Source organism: Burkholderiales bacterium (genome assembly GCA_036262035.1).
Classification (GTDB): Bacteria; Pseudomonadota; Gammaproteobacteria; order Burkholderiales; family SG8-41; genus JAQGMV01.
The window spans coordinates 30,942-46,147 of record DATAJS010000008.1 but is presented as its reverse complement, the minus strand read 5'-3'; the positions used below and the strand labels follow the sequence as shown (position 1 = coordinate 46,147).

Annotated in this window: 16 protein-coding genes; 14 read left to right on the top strand and 2 right to left on the bottom strand. The window is 68.0% G+C overall.

The genetic code is table 11. The features are described 5' to 3' along the window. The first annotated feature begins 5 nt into the window (after positions 1-5). A complete protein-coding gene (locus tag VHP37_05410) occupies positions 6-1,211 on the top strand; it encodes a mechanosensitive ion channel family protein (GenBank protein ID HEX2825762.1) in 1,206 nt (401 codons plus the stop codon). A 37-nt stretch (positions 1,212-1,248) separates the two neighbouring features. On the opposite strand, the gene VHP37_05405 is transcribed toward VHP37_05410, so the two are convergent. Continuing rightward, positions 1,249-2,670 (bottom strand): putative Na+/H+ antiporter, encoded by a 1,422-nt coding sequence (locus VHP37_05405; GenBank protein ID HEX2825761.1) that lies wholly within the window; start codon positions 2,668-2,670, stop codon positions 1,249-1,251. 98 nt (positions 2,671-2,768) lie between these two features. On the opposite strand from VHP37_05405, the gene VHP37_05400 reads away from it, so the two are divergent. The 11 genes from VHP37_05400 (at position 2,769) to VHP37_05350 (ending at position 12,826) form a co-directional block, all read left to right on the top strand. After that, positions 2,769-4,331, top strand: coding sequence for an MASE1 domain-containing protein (locus VHP37_05400; protein ID HEX2825760.1), 1,563 nt, complete (start codon positions 2,769-2,771; stop codon positions 4,329-4,331). Continuing rightward, positions 4,324-4,941: a response regulator gene (locus tag VHP37_05395; GenBank protein HEX2825759.1), complete on the top strand. Its 618-nt coding sequence runs from the start codon at positions 4,324-4,326 to the stop codon at positions 4,939-4,941. Before VHP37_05400 ends, VHP37_05395 begins: the two co-directional genes overlap by 8 nt. A gap of 484 nt (positions 4,942-5,425) precedes the next feature. Then, positions 5,426-5,977: a diaminobutyrate acetyltransferase gene (ectA, locus tag VHP37_05390; protein HEX2825758.1), complete on the top strand. Its 552-nt coding sequence runs from the start codon at positions 5,426-5,428 to the stop codon at positions 5,975-5,977. After that, positions 5,974-7,287, top strand: coding sequence for a diaminobutyrate--2-oxoglutarate transaminase (gene ectB / locus VHP37_05385; GenBank protein ID HEX2825757.1), 1,314 nt, complete (start codon positions 5,974-5,976; stop codon positions 7,285-7,287). Before ectA ends, ectB begins: the two co-directional genes overlap by 4 nt. Then, positions 7,284-7,682, top strand: coding sequence for an ectoine synthase (locus VHP37_05380; protein HEX2825756.1), 399 nt, complete (start codon positions 7,284-7,286; stop codon positions 7,680-7,682). Before ectB ends, VHP37_05380 begins: the two co-directional genes overlap by 4 nt. Positions 7,683-7,711: 29 nt before the next feature. Beyond that, a complete protein-coding gene (thpD, locus tag VHP37_05375) occupies positions 7,712-8,635 on the top strand; it encodes an ectoine hydroxylase (protein HEX2825755.1) in 924 nt (307 codons plus the stop codon). Beyond that, complete coding sequence (gene ehuB / locus VHP37_05370; GenBank protein HEX2825754.1) at positions 8,635-9,531, top strand: ectoine/hydroxyectoine ABC transporter substrate-binding protein EhuB; 897 nt, start codon at positions 8,635-8,637, stop codon at positions 9,529-9,531. Before thpD ends, ehuB begins: the two co-directional genes overlap by 1 nt. Next, complete coding sequence (gene ehuC / locus VHP37_05365) at positions 9,528-10,163, top strand: ectoine/hydroxyectoine ABC transporter permease subunit EhuC (GenBank protein ID HEX2825753.1); 636 nt, start codon at positions 9,528-9,530, stop codon at positions 10,161-10,163. The genes ehuB and ehuC overlap by 4 nt, the downstream gene beginning before the upstream one ends. After that, a complete protein-coding gene (gene ehuD, locus VHP37_05360) occupies positions 10,160-10,822 on the top strand; it encodes an ectoine/hydroxyectoine ABC transporter permease subunit EhuD (protein HEX2825752.1) in 663 nt (220 codons plus the stop codon). Before ehuC ends, ehuD begins: the two co-directional genes overlap by 4 nt. Beyond that, complete coding sequence (locus VHP37_05355) at positions 10,819-11,592, top strand: amino acid ABC transporter ATP-binding protein (protein ID HEX2825751.1); 774 nt, start codon at positions 10,819-10,821, stop codon at positions 11,590-11,592. The genes ehuD and VHP37_05355 overlap by 4 nt, the downstream gene beginning before the upstream one ends. A gap of 7 nt (positions 11,593-11,599) precedes the next feature. Continuing rightward, entirely contained in the window at positions 11,600-12,826 is a 1,227-nt protein-coding gene (locus VHP37_05350; GenBank protein ID HEX2825750.1) for an MFS transporter, read from the top strand. 34 nt (positions 12,827-12,860) lie between these two features. On the opposite strand, the gene VHP37_05345 is transcribed toward VHP37_05350, so the two are convergent. Further along, on the bottom strand, positions 12,861-13,346 hold the full coding sequence (locus tag VHP37_05345) for a LapA family protein (GenBank protein ID HEX2825749.1): 486 nt from the start codon (positions 13,344-13,346) through the stop codon (positions 12,861-12,863). Positions 13,347-13,468: 122 nt separating this feature from the next. Between VHP37_05345 and VHP37_05340 the strand changes: the two genes are divergently transcribed. Both VHP37_05340 and VHP37_05335 read left to right on the top strand, forming a co-directional pair. After that, on the top strand, positions 13,469-14,245 hold the full coding sequence (locus tag VHP37_05340; GenBank protein ID HEX2825748.1) for an enoyl-CoA hydratase-related protein: 777 nt from the start codon (positions 13,469-13,471) through the stop codon (positions 14,243-14,245). Beyond that, positions 14,242-15,204, top strand: a complete 963-nt coding sequence (locus VHP37_05335; protein HEX2825747.1) for a tripartite tricarboxylate transporter substrate binding protein — start codon at positions 14,242-14,244, stop codon at positions 15,202-15,204. The genes VHP37_05340 and VHP37_05335 overlap by 4 nt, the downstream gene beginning before the upstream one ends. Positions 15,205-15,206 lie beyond the last annotated feature (2 nt).

The following is a 15,206-nucleotide window of genomic DNA, read 5'->3' as shown; positions in this document are numbered from 1 at the left end:
CGACAATGGATTTTGCATCTCTGTTCGACTATTCATATCCGTGGCTGACGACCGGCATCCTCGGCAGCGCGGGCGTAATCGCGGCGCTCGTCGCGCACCAGGTCGCGTATGCGGTGCTGAGGCGCATCTCGCGTTCCAGCACGATCGCGAGCACCGTCGTGGAGTTCACGGCGACGCCGATCCGCTTCGCGGCTCCGCTGCTGGCGCTCGAGCTCGTGCTCGGCGCGGCGCCGCCGGAGCTCCTGCTGCGCGCGTTCGCGGTGCACACGGTAGCGGTGCTGCTCATCGCGGCGATCACCTGGATCGCGCTGCGAGTCATCGGCGCCGTCGGGGAAGCCGTCGTCAAGCTGCACCCGGCGAGCGTGACGGACAACATTCACGCGCGACGGATCCAGACGCAGACCCGCGTGCTCGTCCGCACCGTCAAGTTCTTCGTGCTCGTCATCGGCGGTGCCGCTTTGCTCATGACCTTTCCGGGCATGCGGCAGATCGGCGCGAGCCTGCTCGCATCCGCCGGTGTGGTCGGTGTGGTGGCCGGTATCGCGGCCCGCCCGGTATTCGGAAACCTGATCGCGGGGCTGCAGATCGCCCTGACGCAGCCGATACGGCTCGACGACGTCGTCATCATGGAGAACGAATGGGGTCGGATCGAGGAGATCACGGCGACGTACATCGTTGTCAAAATCTGGGACGAGCGGCGCCTGGTCGTGCCGCTGGAGTGGGTGATACAGAAGCCGTTCCAGAACTGGACGCGCACCGGCTCACAGCTGCTCGGCACCGTCTTTCTGTGGCTCGACTACCGCGTTCCTCTCGCGCCGCTGCGCGCGGAGCTGGAACGCATCTGCAAGAGCTCGCCGGAATGGGACGGGCGCGTGTCGATGATCCAGGTGACCGACGCCAGCGAGCGGACCGTGCAGGTGCGCGCGCTCGTCAGCGCCGCGGATGCGTCCAGGGCGTGGGACCTGCGATGCCGCGTGCGCGAGGCGATGCTCGATTTCCTGCAGCGCGAGCATCCCGAAGCGCTGCCGCGCGTTCGCGCCGAGCTCGAGCACGCGGAGCACAGTGCGCTCCCGCGGACGCCCGCGCGACCGCCGGTCCGGGCTGGAAAGGGAGATTCTTCGGCGATCAAGCGGCCGACTCACGCCGAAGTTCAGGCGGCGCGCGATTCGCGGGCGACCGCCGACGTGCAGGACGGCGCCGTGGGACGATGAAACCGGGACGATGCCGGATTGCAGCCCGGCGTCCCGTTTATCGTTCTTCGCCGCGCCGGTGCCGAAACTCCGCCCACAAGCCGACGGCCCCGACGACGAAAGGCAGGATCAGGAGGAACAGGAACGACCGGTCGAGCTCGGCGAACCAGGCTGCCCAGATGCCCCAGTCGAACGCTTCCGCGATCTGGCCGCGAATTCCGCGAAAGCAGGCGATCACGACCAGCGTCGGCGGCAGCGCGGCTGCGAGCAATCCGAGCGCGCTGATGGCCTGATCCTCGAAATGGTCCTTGAGAATCGCGAACCCGGCAGGATTCGGAGCGTTGGCGATGACCGTCAGCCCGCCGCCGGCCACCGCGCCGGCGACGAGCGAATATTTGTACTCGTCCGTGATGCCTTCCACCAGCGAACCGAGATAGGTCAGGGCGGCATTGTCGGTGATCGCGGTCAGGGAAGCGGCGCCGTAGAAGAGCGTCGTCTCGTCCAGCCGGGCGAGCACCTCCTGCAGCCACCACTGCTGCTGCCCGCCGAGCACCACGAGACCGGCGAGAAAGAACGCGACCATCAGGCCCTCCCGCAGCATCAGCCGGTCGTGATGGCGCCGGTATGCCTCCGCGAGGCCGAGGAAGAGCAGAAAGAGTCCCATGAACGCTTCGGGGTGATGGTTGGTCGCCACGACGGCCGCGAGGATCGCCACATTCACGCCGACGAACGCCAGCGGCGCGCGTAAGTGGAAGGTGTCGCCGCGCATGCGCGCGCGCCGGGCCAGCTCGCGCCGGAACAGGAAAGTGACGGCTGCCGAGTTGATCAGCACCGCGAGGGCGGCCTTGGCGCCGAACGTCGAGAGCATGAACTCGGTCGTCCAGCCCCATTTGGCCGCGACCATCAGCACCGGCGGCGCCGCGAAATGGGTGAGCGTTCCGCCGACGGAGACGTTGACGAAGAGGACGCCGACGGTCGCGTACTTGAGCCGGTTCGAGATTCCGGAGGTGAACACCCGATCCCGCAGCATGAGCGCCGCCAGCGTCATCGCGGCAGGCTCGGTGATGAGCGACCCCAGGAGCGGGACGAAGGACAGGCTGAGAAAATACACGCCGGTGCCGCGCTGCATCGGCAGCACCTTCGAAGCGCCTTCCACGAGGTCCGCTGCAAGCTGCATGATGGGGCGGCTTGCCGCAATCACCATGATGACGAACACGAACATCGGCTCCGTGAACGTGAGCCCATCCAGGTATTGAGCGGAGGCGCTCCAGCCGTGCGACAGCACGATGAAGAGCACGAGCACGAAGGCCCAGAACCCGAACGCGGTCTCGACTTCCCCGAGGAGATGCCACGCGCCCGCGTGCGCGGCTCGCGTGTGGGCGAGACGCTGGAAGTAGCGGGTGGAGAAGGTATGGAGGACCGCCAGCGCGAAGAGCGCCGCGCCGACCACCTGAAGAAGTGCGATATTCGTCGACATCATGCGACGATATCGGGGGGGCTACAGCACGCAATTGTGAGAAATCCGTACGTGAAACTACGTACTTGTCGAAGGCGCGAACGCTGCGCCATGATGCGTCCGTGAGGGCGCCGCTCCGTTACGCGCGCGACGCGGCGGTGTTCGCGCCGTGCTATCTGCTGCTCGACTGGGTGAGCTACATAGACCCGCTCGGGCCGTTCAACATCACGCCGTGGAATCCGCAGCCGGCGCTGGCGATCGCGTGGATGCTGCTCGGCGGGCTGATCCATGCGCCGAGCGTGTTCGCCACCGTGCTGCTCGCCGACCTCATCGTTCGCGGCGCACCGGGCGGCTATGCGCTGATCACCCTGACCGCTCTGGTCCTGACGCTCGGCTACACCGGCGCGGCGTGGATGCTGCGCCGGCTGCTGCGGCCCGAACCCCGCCTCGATCGAGTGAGGCACCTCACGCTGTTCGTGGTCGTCGTCGTTCCGATGAGCGCGGCGATCTCGGCGGCATTCGTGGGCGTGCTCTTCGCGAGCGGGTCACTGAACGAGGACGCTCTGGCGGCCGGTTGGCTGCGCTTCTGGGTGGGCGACGCGGTCGGCATCATCGTCACCGCGCCGCTGCTGCTCGTCGTCGCGGATGCCGAACGGCGCGCACGTCTGGTCGAGATCGGACGTCGTCCGGAAACCTATCTGCAGATTGCCGTATTGGGATTGTCGTTGTGGCTCATATTCGAGGTTTTGCGGGGCGATCCCGCGCATCATTTCTACCTGCTGTTCCTGCCGCTCATCTGGATAGCCGTACGGAGCGGTATGGCAGGGGCGATCGTCGCAGTCGCGCTGATACAGGCCGGCGTGGTGCTGGCGATCCACCATCATCCCAACGATACGCTGCCGATGCTCGACCTGCAGGTGCTCGTCGCTTCGCTCACGATGACCGGCCTCTATCTGGGCGTGATGGTCGACGAACGCGAGCGCGCGAACGCGGGGCTGCGGCAATCGTTGCGTCTGGCGGCCGCCGGCGAGATGGCCGGCGCCATCACTCACGAGGTCAACCAGCCGCTCACGGCCGTCACCAACTACGGCCGGTCGGCGTTGAAGCTCGCGGACGCGGGCAGGACCGCGGAGCTGCGAGATGTCGTCGAAAAGATGCTGCGCGAGTGCAACCGGGCCGCGGAGGTCGTGCGGCGCCTCCGCGACTTCTTCAAGGCAGGGACGACGCGGCTCGAGTCGGTGCGGCTGGAAGAGCTGCTGGCGGGCGCGGCCGCCGCGGCCGAAGCGATGGACAGCCGCGTGCGGGTATCGGTCGATGTCGCAGAGCCGGCGACGCTGGTGCTGATCGACCGCGTCCAGATCGACCTCGTCTTTCGCAATCTGGTCGCCAATGCCGTGGACGCCGTGAAAACGCTCCCCGCCGAAGCCCGATCGATCTCGCTGCATGCCGCCAGACCGCGAGCCGACTTCGTCGCGCTGTCGGTCTGCGACAACGGCCCCGGCGTGAAGCCCGGTGATCGGGATCGCGTGTTCGAGCCTTTCGTATCGGGCAAGCCCACCGGGCTCGGGTTGGGGCTTGCGGTGAGCCGTGCCATCGCGGAGGCGCACGGGGGCAGCCTGACGGCCCGCATCGCGCAGCACGGCGAGTTTCTGCTCACGCTCCCGGTCACGACCGATCATGGCTGAGCCTGCGGCACACGAGCTGACGATCTTCGTCGTCGACGATGACGCCGCGATACGCGATTCGCTCGCCCTGATGCTCGGTCTCGCCGGGCACGTGTCGCGGCTCTTCCCGAGCGCCGAGGCGTTTATCTCGGAATGGCAGCCGCAATGGCGGGGCTGCGTGCTCGCGGATCTTCGGCTGCCGGGCATGAGCGGCCTCGATCTGCAGTCGTGGGTGCGCGAGCAGGGCAGCCGTATTCCCTTCGTGATCATCACCGCCCACGGCGATGTTCCCGCTGCGCGCGCGGCTTTCCGTGCTCACGCGATCGACTTTCTCGAGAAACCGTTCGACGACGAGCAACTGGGCCATGCGGTCGAAAGCGCATTCGCCGTCGAGCAGCAGCGGCTCAGGGAAGACGACAGGGCGAATGCCGACCTTGCAAGGCTGCAACGCCTTACCGAACGCGAGCGCGAGGTGCTGGAGCACGTCACGCGCGGTCTGCACGCGAAGGAGATCGCCGCCGCGCTCGGAATCAGCACCCGCACGGTCGAGGTCCACAAGAGCCGCATCATGGAGAAGCTCGGTGTGCGCAACGTCGCCGAGCTCGTGCGGTTTGCCTTGTCCGGTAAATAGCCGGCGCTTCACGCGCGTGATGCGGACGCGTGGCCGCCTCGCAACTGAAGTGCGAATATGGGCGTGCGCGCTGAGCGCAGCGAACATTCTTGTCAGGAATTGCGGTGATTCCCTGTCTCTAGCATTGAGGACGTGACGCTCGATGCGCGCAGCATCGTGTTCGGGTACGGGGAACTTCGCGGTACCGCTGTGGCCAGACATGGCTCGGTACGCGCAAAAGCGTGGTGCAAAGTCCCGACATTCGCGCTTTCGCCGAGCGTCACTGGCAGTTAAGATTCGCGACACACAAGAACGCGCGGCGCGTCATCCCGACGCGCCGCGTCTGAAAACGATGCAGGCCGGAAGCTCACACGCCTTTCGCATCGTCCGCGCGGCCGAACGACAGCATCGGCCGTTGATGTAAACGCCGTCCCACGCACGGGACGAACCAATCCGAACCTCGGCGCATGACCGGGGGCTAATTTTGTCTGGAATGTCTGAAACAGTGACAGGGGTAACTGCAGCTTTCGAAAACCCGCGATCGACGCCGATCACGCTCGGCAGGCCGCATCGTGCCGACGGCGCGGCGATCCATCGGCTGATCTCCGCGTGCAAGCCGCTCGATCTGAACTCGTCGTACGCGTACCTGCTGCTCTGCGAGCACTTCGCGAAGACCTGCGTGATCGCGCGCGTTGCATCGCGCGTCGTCGGATTCGTCTCGGCTTACGTGCACCCGGAGCGCACCGACACCGTGTTCGTGTGGCAGGTCGCGGTCGACGCGTCGATGCGCGGGACCGGACTGGCGAGCGCGATGCTTCGCGAGCTGCTGGCGCGGCCCGCGCTTGCGGGCTGCCGATATCTGGAGACGACGGTGTCGCCTTCGAACGCCGCGTCGCGGCGGCTGTTCCACGCGCTCGCGCGCGCGCTGGGCGCCCCGCAGTCCGAGAACCTGCTGTTCGCCGAGGAAGATTTCGGCGGCGATGACCACGAATGCGAGATGTTGATTCGCATCGGCCCGTTTCAGGGCGAACAACCAGAAGGAGAACGCTCAGCATGAACCTGAAAGTCTTCAACCGGCTGGAATCCGAGGTTCGCGGCTATATCCGTGCATTTCCCACGCTGTTCAGCAAGGCGCGCGGCGCCGTCCTCGTCGACGAAGACGGCAGGCAGTACATCGACTTTTTCGCGGGTGCGGGAACGCTCAACTACGGGCACAACAATCCCATCCTGAAGCGACGACTGCTCGAGTACGTGGAGGGAGACGGGCTGGTGCACGGCCTGGACATGGCCACCGTCGCTAAGAAGGAGTTCCTGGAGACGTTCGAGCGCGTGATCCTGAAGCCGCGCGGCCTCGCGTACAAGGTGCAGTTCCCGGGACCGACGGGGACCAACGCCGTCGAAGCCGCGCTCAAGCTCGCGCGCCAGATCAAGGGCCGCTCGAACGTCATCTCGTTCACGAACGGCTTTCATGGCGTGACCGGCGGCTCGCTCGCCGCGACCGGCAATTCGAAGTTTCGCGCCGCGGCGGGGGTCCCGCTCGGCAACACCACCTTCATGCCGTACGACGGCTACATGGGCCCGGACGTCGACACCCTCGAGTACGTCGAGCGCGTGCTCGGTGACGCGAGCAGCGGTGTCGACGCGCCCGCGGCGGCGATCGTCGAGACCGTGCAGGGCGAAGGGGGCGTCAACGTCGCGAGCGCGAAGTGGCTGAAGGGCCTCGAAGCGCTGTGCCGCCGCCACGACATGCTGCTCATCGTCGACGACATCCAGGCGGGATGCGGCCGCACCGGCTCGTTCTTCAGCTTCGAGCCGTTCGGGGTGAGCCCCGACATCGTCACGATGTCGAAGTCGATCAGCGGTTACGGCCTGCCGATGTCGCTCACGCTCATGAAGCCCGAGCTCGACGTCTGGAGCCCCGGCGCTCACAACGGCACTTTCCGCGGCAACAATCTCGCGTTCGTCGCCGCGACCGCCGCGCTCGAGCATTACTGGACGACGGGCAAGTTCCAGGTGGCGGTGCAGTGCAAGGCCGGGATCGTCGGCGCGCGGCTCGCTCACATCGCACAGTGCTACGGTCACGGAGCGCTCGCCGTGCGCGGCCGCGGCATGATGCAGGGGCTCGCCGCGGAGGGCGCGCCCGAGCTCGCCGCTTCGATCGCGTCGAAAGCGTTCGAGCGAGGGCTCGTCATCGAGACCTCCGGCAGTCAGGACCAGGTCGTGAAGCTGCTGCCGCCGCTCACGATCGACGAAGGGCGGCTGCGCGCCGGGCTCGACATTCTCGAGGAGAGCGTCGCTGCGGCGCTCGACGTGGCGCGCGTGGAGCTCAACAACCTCGCCTTCGTGAAGTTCGGAGGCGCGCGATGATCGTCCGTACGCTGAACGAGATCGCCGGCGGCGAGCACGAGGTCGAGACTCCGAACTGGACGAGCCGCAGGCTGCTGCTCAGGCGCGACGGCATGGGTTTCTCGATGCACGAGACCATCATTCACGCCGGAACCCAGACGCACATCTGGTACAAGAATCACCTGGAGGCGGTGCTGTGCATCGAAGGCGAGGGCGAGGTCGAGACCCTCGCCGACGGCCGAGTGCACACGATCGTCCCGGGCACGCTCTACGCGCTCGACCGTCACGACCGCCATTACCTGCGGGCGAAGACGCGCCTGCGCCTCATCTGCGTCTTCAATCCACCGCTCACCGGCCGCGAAGTGCACGACGCCGAAGGCGTCTATCCGCTGGTCGAAGACGACGCCGCGGCCTGACGCGGCGCGACAGGAAAGGAGAAAGAAACATGGTGTTACCGATCTCGGACGCTTATCAGTCGCGCAGCGACAACGAATCGGCGATCCTGCGGCGTCAGGATCCGGTCGTTTACGGCCGCGCCGACGAGCCCGGGCTGACCGAGCATCAGCTCAAGGCTTACCTGAAGAACGGCTTCGTCTTCCTGAAGGAGTTCTTCAGGCCCGACGAGGTCGCGGTGTTCCTGCGCGAAGCCAGGCGCCTCGCGGCCGACCCGGCCATCGGCGGGCGCGAAGAAGCGATCCGCGAGCCGGACAGCGACCAAGTGCGCTCGATCTTCGCGGCGCACCGGCTCGATCCGCTGTTCGACCGCGTGGCGCGCGATGCGCGGCTCGCGGCGATCGCGCGGCAGATCCTCGGCAGCGCGGTGTACGTCCACCAGTCCCGGCTCAATCTGAAGCCCGGCTTTTTCGGCAAGGACTTCTACTGGCATTCGGATTTCGAGACGTGGCACGTCGAGGACGGGATGCCGCGCATGCGCGCACTCTCGTGCACGATCCTGCTCACCGACAACAACGAGCTCAACGGTCCGCTGCTGCTCGTCCCGGGCTCGCACACGAGCTACATCTCGTGCGTGGGCGAGACGCCCGAGGACCATTACAGGGCCTCGCTCAAGAAGCAGGAGTGCGGCGTGCCCGATCCGATGAGCCTCGGTTTCCTCATCGAGCGCGGCGGCATACGCTCGATGAAAGGCGCGGCCGGATCGGTGATCTTCTTCGACTGCAATACGATGCACGGCTCGAACAGCAACATCTCGCCGTATCCGCGCGCGAACCTGTTCATGGTCTACAACAGCGTCGAGAACAAGCTCGGTGCGCCGCGTTACGGCCTGAAGCCGCGTCCGGAGTTCATCGCCGCGCGCGAGCACACGCCGCCGGTCGAGCCGGCCGAGACCGACTACGCAGCCTGGCGGTAGTGCGGCGGCGTACCGCACTGCCGGCGCTCGCGTTTCTGCTGGCGGCCCTCGCCGGCGGTTGCTCCGAACAGCCGGCCGCAACCGACGGGCAAACGCTCGAGCGGGCGCGCGCGGCCGGAAGGATACGCGTCGGTTATGCGAACGAAGCGCCGTATGCGTGGCTCGATCCCAGGACCGGCGAGCTGACCGGTGAGGCGCCGGCGATCGCGCGCGCGGTGCTCGGCGACATGGGCATCGTCGAGATCGAAGGCGTGCTCACCGAGTTCGGCTCGCTGATACCCGGGCTGAAAGCGGGGCGCTTCGACATGATCGCCGCGGGCATGTACGTGCTGCCGGCGCGCTGCCGCGAGATCGCGTTCTCCAATCCCACCTATTCGGTGGGCGAAGCGTTCATCGTGCGCGCGGGAAACCCGCACGGGCTGCACGGCTACGCCGATGCGGCGCGCACCACGTCGGCGACGCTCGGCGTCGTCGCGGGCGCGGTCCAGCTCCGGTACGCCCTCGACAGCGGCGTGCCGCGCGAGCGCGTGCTCGTCTTCCCGGATCCGCCGAGCGCCCTGGAAGGCGTGATCGCGGGCCGCGTCGACGCATATGCGGCGACCGCGCTCACGGTCAACGATCTCCTGCACCGCGCGGACAGCCGTGCGGCCGAGCGCGCGCAGCCGTTCCACGACCCGGTCGCGAAAAGCGGCGCCGTGCGCGGGTACGGCGCGTTCGGGTTCAGGAAGAGCGACCGGCGTCTCGTCGAGGCTTTCAACGCGGGGCTTGCGAAGCTGATCGGCACGCCGCGCCACGCGCAGCTCGTGCGGCCGCTGGGTTTCACCGAGCAGGAGCTGCCGGGCACGGTGACGGCGGAAGAGCTCTGCCGCGGCTCGGACGAGCCCGCGACGCCATGAGCGGTCTCGCGATCGAGCTCGCCCGCGGGCTCGGTTTGACGGTCGCGCTCACCGTGTGTGCCGCCGCGGTTGCGGTGGTCGCGGCGCTCGCGGCGGGTTTGGCCCGAGGTGCTGCGGCGCGTCCCGTGCGCGGGGCCGCGGCGCTTTACGTGGAAGTCTTCCGCGGCACTTCGGCGCTGGTGCAGCTTTTCTGGGTCTATTTCGTGCTGCCTTTCGCCGGCATCGAGCTCGATGCATTCGCCGCCGGCGTGGCCGTGCTGGGGCTGAACGCCGGCGCGTACGGCGCCGAAGTCGTGCGCGGCGCGATCAACGCCGTGCCGGCGGGACAGCGCGATGCGGCGGCGGCGCTCAACCTGTCGCGTGCGCAGACGCTCGCGCGCGTCGTGCTGCCGCAGGCGCTGCCGGCGATGATCCCGCCCGCGGGCAACCTCGCGATCGAGCTGCTGAAGAACACCGCGCTCGTGTCGATGATCGCGGTGCACGAGCTCACGTTCGCCGCGCAGCTGCTGCGCGCCGCCACGCTGCAGACGGGCTTCATCTTCGCCGTCGTGCTCGTGCTCTATTTCGCCGCTGCGACGCTGATCGCGCGTGCGTTCCGGCGGCTCGAGCGCCGCGCGGGCGTGCCGGCATGAGCTTCGACTGGAGCTACGCGGCCGCTCTCGTGCCGGTGCTCGCGCCCGCGCTGTGGGTCACGGTGCAGGCGACGCTCGCCGGCATGGCGATTGCGCTCGTACTCGGACTCGCGCTGGCCGTCGCGCGGCGTTCCGGGAACGGCCTCGTGCGGCGGCCGGCGGCGGTCTTCGTCGAGTTCGTGCGCGGGACGCCGCTGCTCGTGCAGCTCTACGTTCTTTTTTTCGTGCTGCCGGAGGTCGGGATCGCGTTATCGCCGTTCGCGACCGGCGCGATCGGACTCGGCCTGCATTACGCGACCTATTGTGCGGAGGTGTATCGGGCGGGCATCGAAGGCGTGCCGCGCGGCCAGTGGGAAGCGGCGGCGGCGCTCAACTTCTCCCGCGTGCAGACGTGGCGGCGCATCGTTCTGCCGCAGGCGATCGCGCGCGTGGCGCCGGCGCTCGGGAACTACATGGTGGCGATGTTCAAGGACACGCCGCTGCTTTCGGCGATCACGGTGGTGGAGCTTCTTCAGACGGCGAAGATGGCGGGTTCCGAAACGTTCCGTTACATCGAGCCGATGACGCTGGTCGGCGTCGTCTTCCTCGCGTTGAGCCTGGTCTCGGCGGCGGCCATACGAGTGCTCGAGGCGCGGCTCGCGAGGGCGCTGCACGCATGAGCCCGATCGTGAGCGTGCGCGGGGTCACCAAGCGCTACGGCGAGACCGAGGTGTTGCGCGGCGTCGATCTCGACATCGCGCCCGGGCAGACCGTGAGCATCATCGGCCCCAGCGGCTCGGGGAAGTCGACGCTGCTGCGGCTGCTGATGACCCTCGACGCGCCGGACGCCGGGACGATCACGATCGACGGCGAAGCGCCGTGGGCGGCAGGCTCCACCGGTCGTGGCGCGACGGCGAGGCTGCGCCGCGCGCGCGAGCGCGTCGGCATGGTCTTCCAGCACTACAACCTCTTCCCGCACATGACCGCGCTCGGCAACGTGATGGAAGCGCCGGTGCGCGTCCTCGGACTCGCGCGGGACGCGGCCGAAGCGCGGGCGCGCGGGTATCTCGAGAGGGTCGGCCTCGACGGCAAAGCGGGAAGCTATCCCGCGCAGCTTTCGGGCGGGCAGCGGCAGCGCGTGGCGATCGCGCGCGCGCTGGCGATGGAGCCCCGGGTGATGCTCTTCGACGAGATCACCTCGGCGCTCGACCCGGAGCTCGTCGGCGGGATACTCGCCTTGCTGCGCGAGCTCGCCGAGTCGGGAACGATGACCCTGCTCATCGTCACGCACCACATGAAGTTCGCCGAAGCGAGCTCCGACCGCGTGCTGTTCTTCGACCGCGGCGTCATCGTCGAGGATGCCGCCCCCGCCGCGATGTTCGGAGCGCCGCGCGACGAGCGGGTGCGGCGCTTCATCGACGCGGTATCGGCCGTCGAGCGCGGCGGCTGAAGACGCGATGCTGCGCCTCGTCTCGCTGCTTTCGGGGATCGGCCTGCTGCTCGTCGGCATCGGTCTGCTCTTCCCCGTGCTCGGCCTGCGCGCGGCGATGGCGGAGTTTCCGGTGTGGGTGACCGGTATCGTCATGTCCGCGTATTTCGCGGGCTTCGTGCTCGGCACCTACATCTGTCCCGCGCTCATCCGGCGCGTGGGCTACATACGCGCGTTCGCGACGATGGCGTCGATCGCTTCGACCATGCCGATACTGCACGCGCTCACGGTCGACCCGTGGTCGTGGGCGCTGTTCCGGCTGGTGACCGGCGTCTGCATCGTGGGGCTGTATCTCGTCATCGAAAGCTGGCTGAACGCGCTCGCGCCCAACGAGCAGCGCGGGCGGATATTCGCGACGTACATGGCGGTGACGCTGGTCGCGATGGCGATCGGCCAGTTCCTGATCCTCGTCGGCGACAAGGTCGGCTTCGTGCCTTTCGCGCTCGCTTCGGTGCTGCTGTCGTTCGCGCTCGTTCCGGTGACGCTCACGCAGGTGCGCGAGCCCGAAGCGGTGGAGGCGCCGCACGTCGGGCTGAAGAGCCTGTATGCGACGTCGCCGCTCGGCGTCGTCGGCGCGACCGCGTCGGGGCTGCTCAACGGTGCGTTCTTCGGGATGGGCGCGGTATTCGCGCAGCGGGTGGGCCTGTCGGACGGCGGGATCGCGGCTTTCATGAGCGCCACGATCATCGGCGGCGCGGCGCTGCAATGGCCGATCGGCCACCTGTCGGACCGCCGCGACCGCCGGCTCGTGATGTTCTGGGTGTGCGCGGCTGCGGCGGCGCTCGCCGTTGCCGGCTTGCTGGTCGCGAACCGCTCGGAAATCGCGCTGATCGCGATCGGGTTCTTCTACGGCGGATTCGTGTTCACGATCTACGGTCTCGCCGTGGCGCACGTGAACGACCTCATCGAGCCGTCCCGGCTGCTCGAGACCACGGGAGGACTGCTTCTCATGTACGGCCTCGGCGCCGCGGTCGGTCCCACCGTCGCCGGGATGGTCATGGGCGTGCTCGGCCCCGGCAGCTTTCTGACCTACAGCGCGCTGGTTCTGTGCGCAACCGCGCTGTTCGCGGCCTACCGCGCACGCATCGCGCCGCGCCGGTCGGCCGAGGAGCGCACCGCGTTCGTGCCCATGGCCGGCAGCTCGCAGGCGGTGCTCAAGCTCGATCCGCGCGCCGGGCCGACCGCGCCGCGCTGAAGCCTCCTGGACAGGAGCGCGGCATCAGCGCCGGTCAGCGCGGCGTTTGCGCCAGCCGGTCGAGCTTGTCGTCGACCTCTCCGATGTTCGCGAACACCGCGTTCGCGGTCTCGTCCAGCGTGCGCGCGAACGTAGCTTCGAGCGCTTCGATGCGCGCGATCGTCTGCGCGCGCGTCTCCTCGATCAGCGTCCGCGTGCCCGCGAGCTCCTGCTCGATCTGTGCGGCGAGCGCGGTGAAGCGGGACGCTTCGGCCTTTTCGGCAAGCTCGCGCTGACCTTCCAGCACCTTGAGGTGGCGCCGCGTTTCCACGAGCGTCGCGGTGCGCAGCGACACCACGTAGATGCCGAAGAGCGCCACGATCGCGAGCAGCGCCGTCAGCACGATCAATGCCGGCGGCGCCTGCACCGTCACCACGAGGAGGTCGATCGACGCGGGCGCCGCGAGCAGCGTCCAGTTGATGGCGGTGAACAGCGAGAGCAGCACGAGCGTTGCGAGTATGAGCCAGCCGAGCAGTTGCATGCGGTTCCTTTCGTGTGAGCGCCGCCGCAACATGGCTGCAAGCGCCGCGCCGTGTCAACCTCTCCATCGGTCCGGCGGCGACCGCGGTGGTATCCTCCGCGCCAAACCACAAGGGGCGCATCGTGAACGATACACCGCTGTACACACTGAGCGTCGCCGACGGCGTCGCGCTGCTGACGCTCAACCGGCCCGAGGCGCACAACGCGCTGAACCGGGCGTTGCGCGAGCAGTTGCTGGACCTTTTCCCGAAGCTCGACACCGATGACGCGGTGAAGGTGATCGTCGTCACCGGCGCGGGCGACAAGGCGTTCTGCACCGGCGCCGACCTGAAAGAGCGCGCGGCGCGCTCGACCGAGGAGATGATCCGCGAGCGCCATCACCTCATACCGAAGTGGACGAACGCGCTGGCGGGCGTGAGCAAGCCGGTGATCGCCGCGATCAAGGGCTATTGCATGGCCGGCGGTTTCGAGCTCGTGCTCCAGTGCGACGTCTCGATCGCTTCGGACACCGCGGTCTTCGCGCTGCCCGAAGTGACGCACGGCTTCTTCCCGGGCGGCGGCGCGTGCCAGCGCCTGCCGCGGCTCGTCGGCTATCAGATGGCGCGCGAGCTCATCCTCACGGCGCGCCGCGTCGATGCGAACGAGGCGAAAGCGCTCGGCCTCGTCAATCGCGTCGTGCCGCTCGCGCAAGTGCTCGACGAGGCGATGGCGATGGCGCGCAGGATGGCGTCCTACCCGATGACCGGGCTGGTGCAGGCCAAGCGCGCGATCAATCACGCGATGGAAACCGGGCTCACCGCGGGGCTGCGCTACGACAGCGAAGCGTGGATCGGCTGCATGCATTCCGACGAATGGCGGGCCAAGCTCGAAGAGTTCAGGAACAAGGAGCGGAAAGCATGAGGTTGTTCCAGTCGATAGGCGTGATTGCCGCGCTGGCGGCGGCGCTCGCCGGCGCTCAGGCCGCGGAGCAGGGCCGCCCCTTGCGCCTCATCGTTCCCTATCCGCCGGGACCGGGCGTCGACCTCATCGCGCGCACCGTGTCGACGCCGCTCGCACAGACGCTCGGCCGGACCATCGTCGTGGACAACCGGCCAGGCGCGGGCTCGGTGATCGGCGTCGATCTCGCCGCGAAATCGCCGCCCGACGGCAACACGCTGCTCTTCGTGAATCTCGCCTACGCGATCAACGCGGCGATGATCGCGAAGCTGCCGTACGACCCGTTGCGCGACCTCGCGCCGGTGACCGTCGTCGCGACGCAGCCGCACATCCTCGTCGTGCATCCCTCGGTTCCCGTGAAGGCCGTGCGCGACCTGATCGCGCTCGCCAAGTCCAAGCCGGGCGAGGTGACCTACGCCTCGTCGGGCAACGGCACCGGGCCGCACCTGGTCGCCGAGATGTTCTCGAATGCGGTGGGCGTGCGCATGAACCACGTTCCCTACAAAGGCGCGAACCCGGCGCTGACCGACGTCGTGGGCGGTCATGCGCAGACGATGTTCGCGACGCTCGTGTCCGCGCTGCCGCACGTGCAGGCCGCGCGGCTGCGTCCCGTTGCCGTCACGTCCGCGAAACGCGCCGCTCACGTGCCCAACGTGCCGACCATGATCGAGGCGGGCGTGCCGAGCTTCGAAGCCGTCGGCTGGTACATGGTGCTCGTGCCCGCGCGCACGCCTGCGCCGATCACAGCGCGCATGCAGGCCGCGGTCGCGGATGCGTTGAACCAGCCGTCGGTGCGCGAACGCCTGACCGGCGACGGCGCCGAAGTGGTCGCGGACAAACCCGAGCAGGCGAAGCGCTTTCTTGAGGCCGAAGTCAAACGCTGGGGCGCGGTCGTGAAAGCGGCCGGCCTCAGGAGCGACTAGCG

What these genes read in the sequence shown, in the direction of transcription:
- VHP37_05395 (HEX2825759.1), top strand. Translation starts at nt 4,324, where the DNA reads ATGGCTGAGCCTGCGGCACACGAGCTGACGATCTTCGTCGTCGACGAT.
- ectB (HEX2825757.1), top strand. Translation starts at nt 5,974, where the DNA reads ATGAACCTGAAAGTCTTCAACCGGCTGGAATCCGAGGTTCGCGGCTAT.
- VHP37_05345 (HEX2825749.1), bottom strand. Translation starts at nt 13,346, where the DNA reads ATGCAACTGCTCGGCTGGCTCATACTCGCAACGCTCGTGCTGCTCTCG.
- VHP37_05355 (HEX2825751.1), top strand. Translation starts at nt 10,819, where the DNA reads ATGAGCCCGATCGTGAGCGTGCGCGGGGTCACCAAGCGCTACGGCGAG.
- VHP37_05350 (HEX2825750.1), top strand. Translation starts at nt 11,600, where the DNA reads ATGCTGCGCCTCGTCTCGCTGCTTTCGGGGATCGGCCTGCTGCTCGTC.
- VHP37_05410 (HEX2825762.1), top strand. Translation starts at nt 6, where the DNA reads ATGGATTTTGCATCTCTGTTCGACTATTCATATCCGTGGCTGACGACC.
- VHP37_05380 (HEX2825756.1), top strand. Translation starts at nt 7,284, where the DNA reads ATGATCGTCCGTACGCTGAACGAGATCGCCGGCGGCGAGCACGAGGTC.
- VHP37_05405 (HEX2825761.1), bottom strand. Translation starts at nt 2,670, where the DNA reads ATGATGTCGACGAATATCGCACTTCTTCAGGTGGTCGGCGCGGCGCTC.
- ehuD (HEX2825752.1), top strand. Translation starts at nt 10,160, where the DNA reads ATGAGCTTCGACTGGAGCTACGCGGCCGCTCTCGTGCCGGTGCTCGCG.
- ehuC (HEX2825753.1), top strand. Translation starts at nt 9,528, where the DNA reads ATGAGCGGTCTCGCGATCGAGCTCGCCCGCGGGCTCGGTTTGACGGTC.
- thpD (HEX2825755.1), top strand. Translation starts at nt 7,712, where the DNA reads ATGGTGTTACCGATCTCGGACGCTTATCAGTCGCGCAGCGACAACGAA.
- VHP37_05335 (HEX2825747.1), top strand. Translation starts at nt 14,242, where the DNA reads ATGAGGTTGTTCCAGTCGATAGGCGTGATTGCCGCGCTGGCGGCGGCG.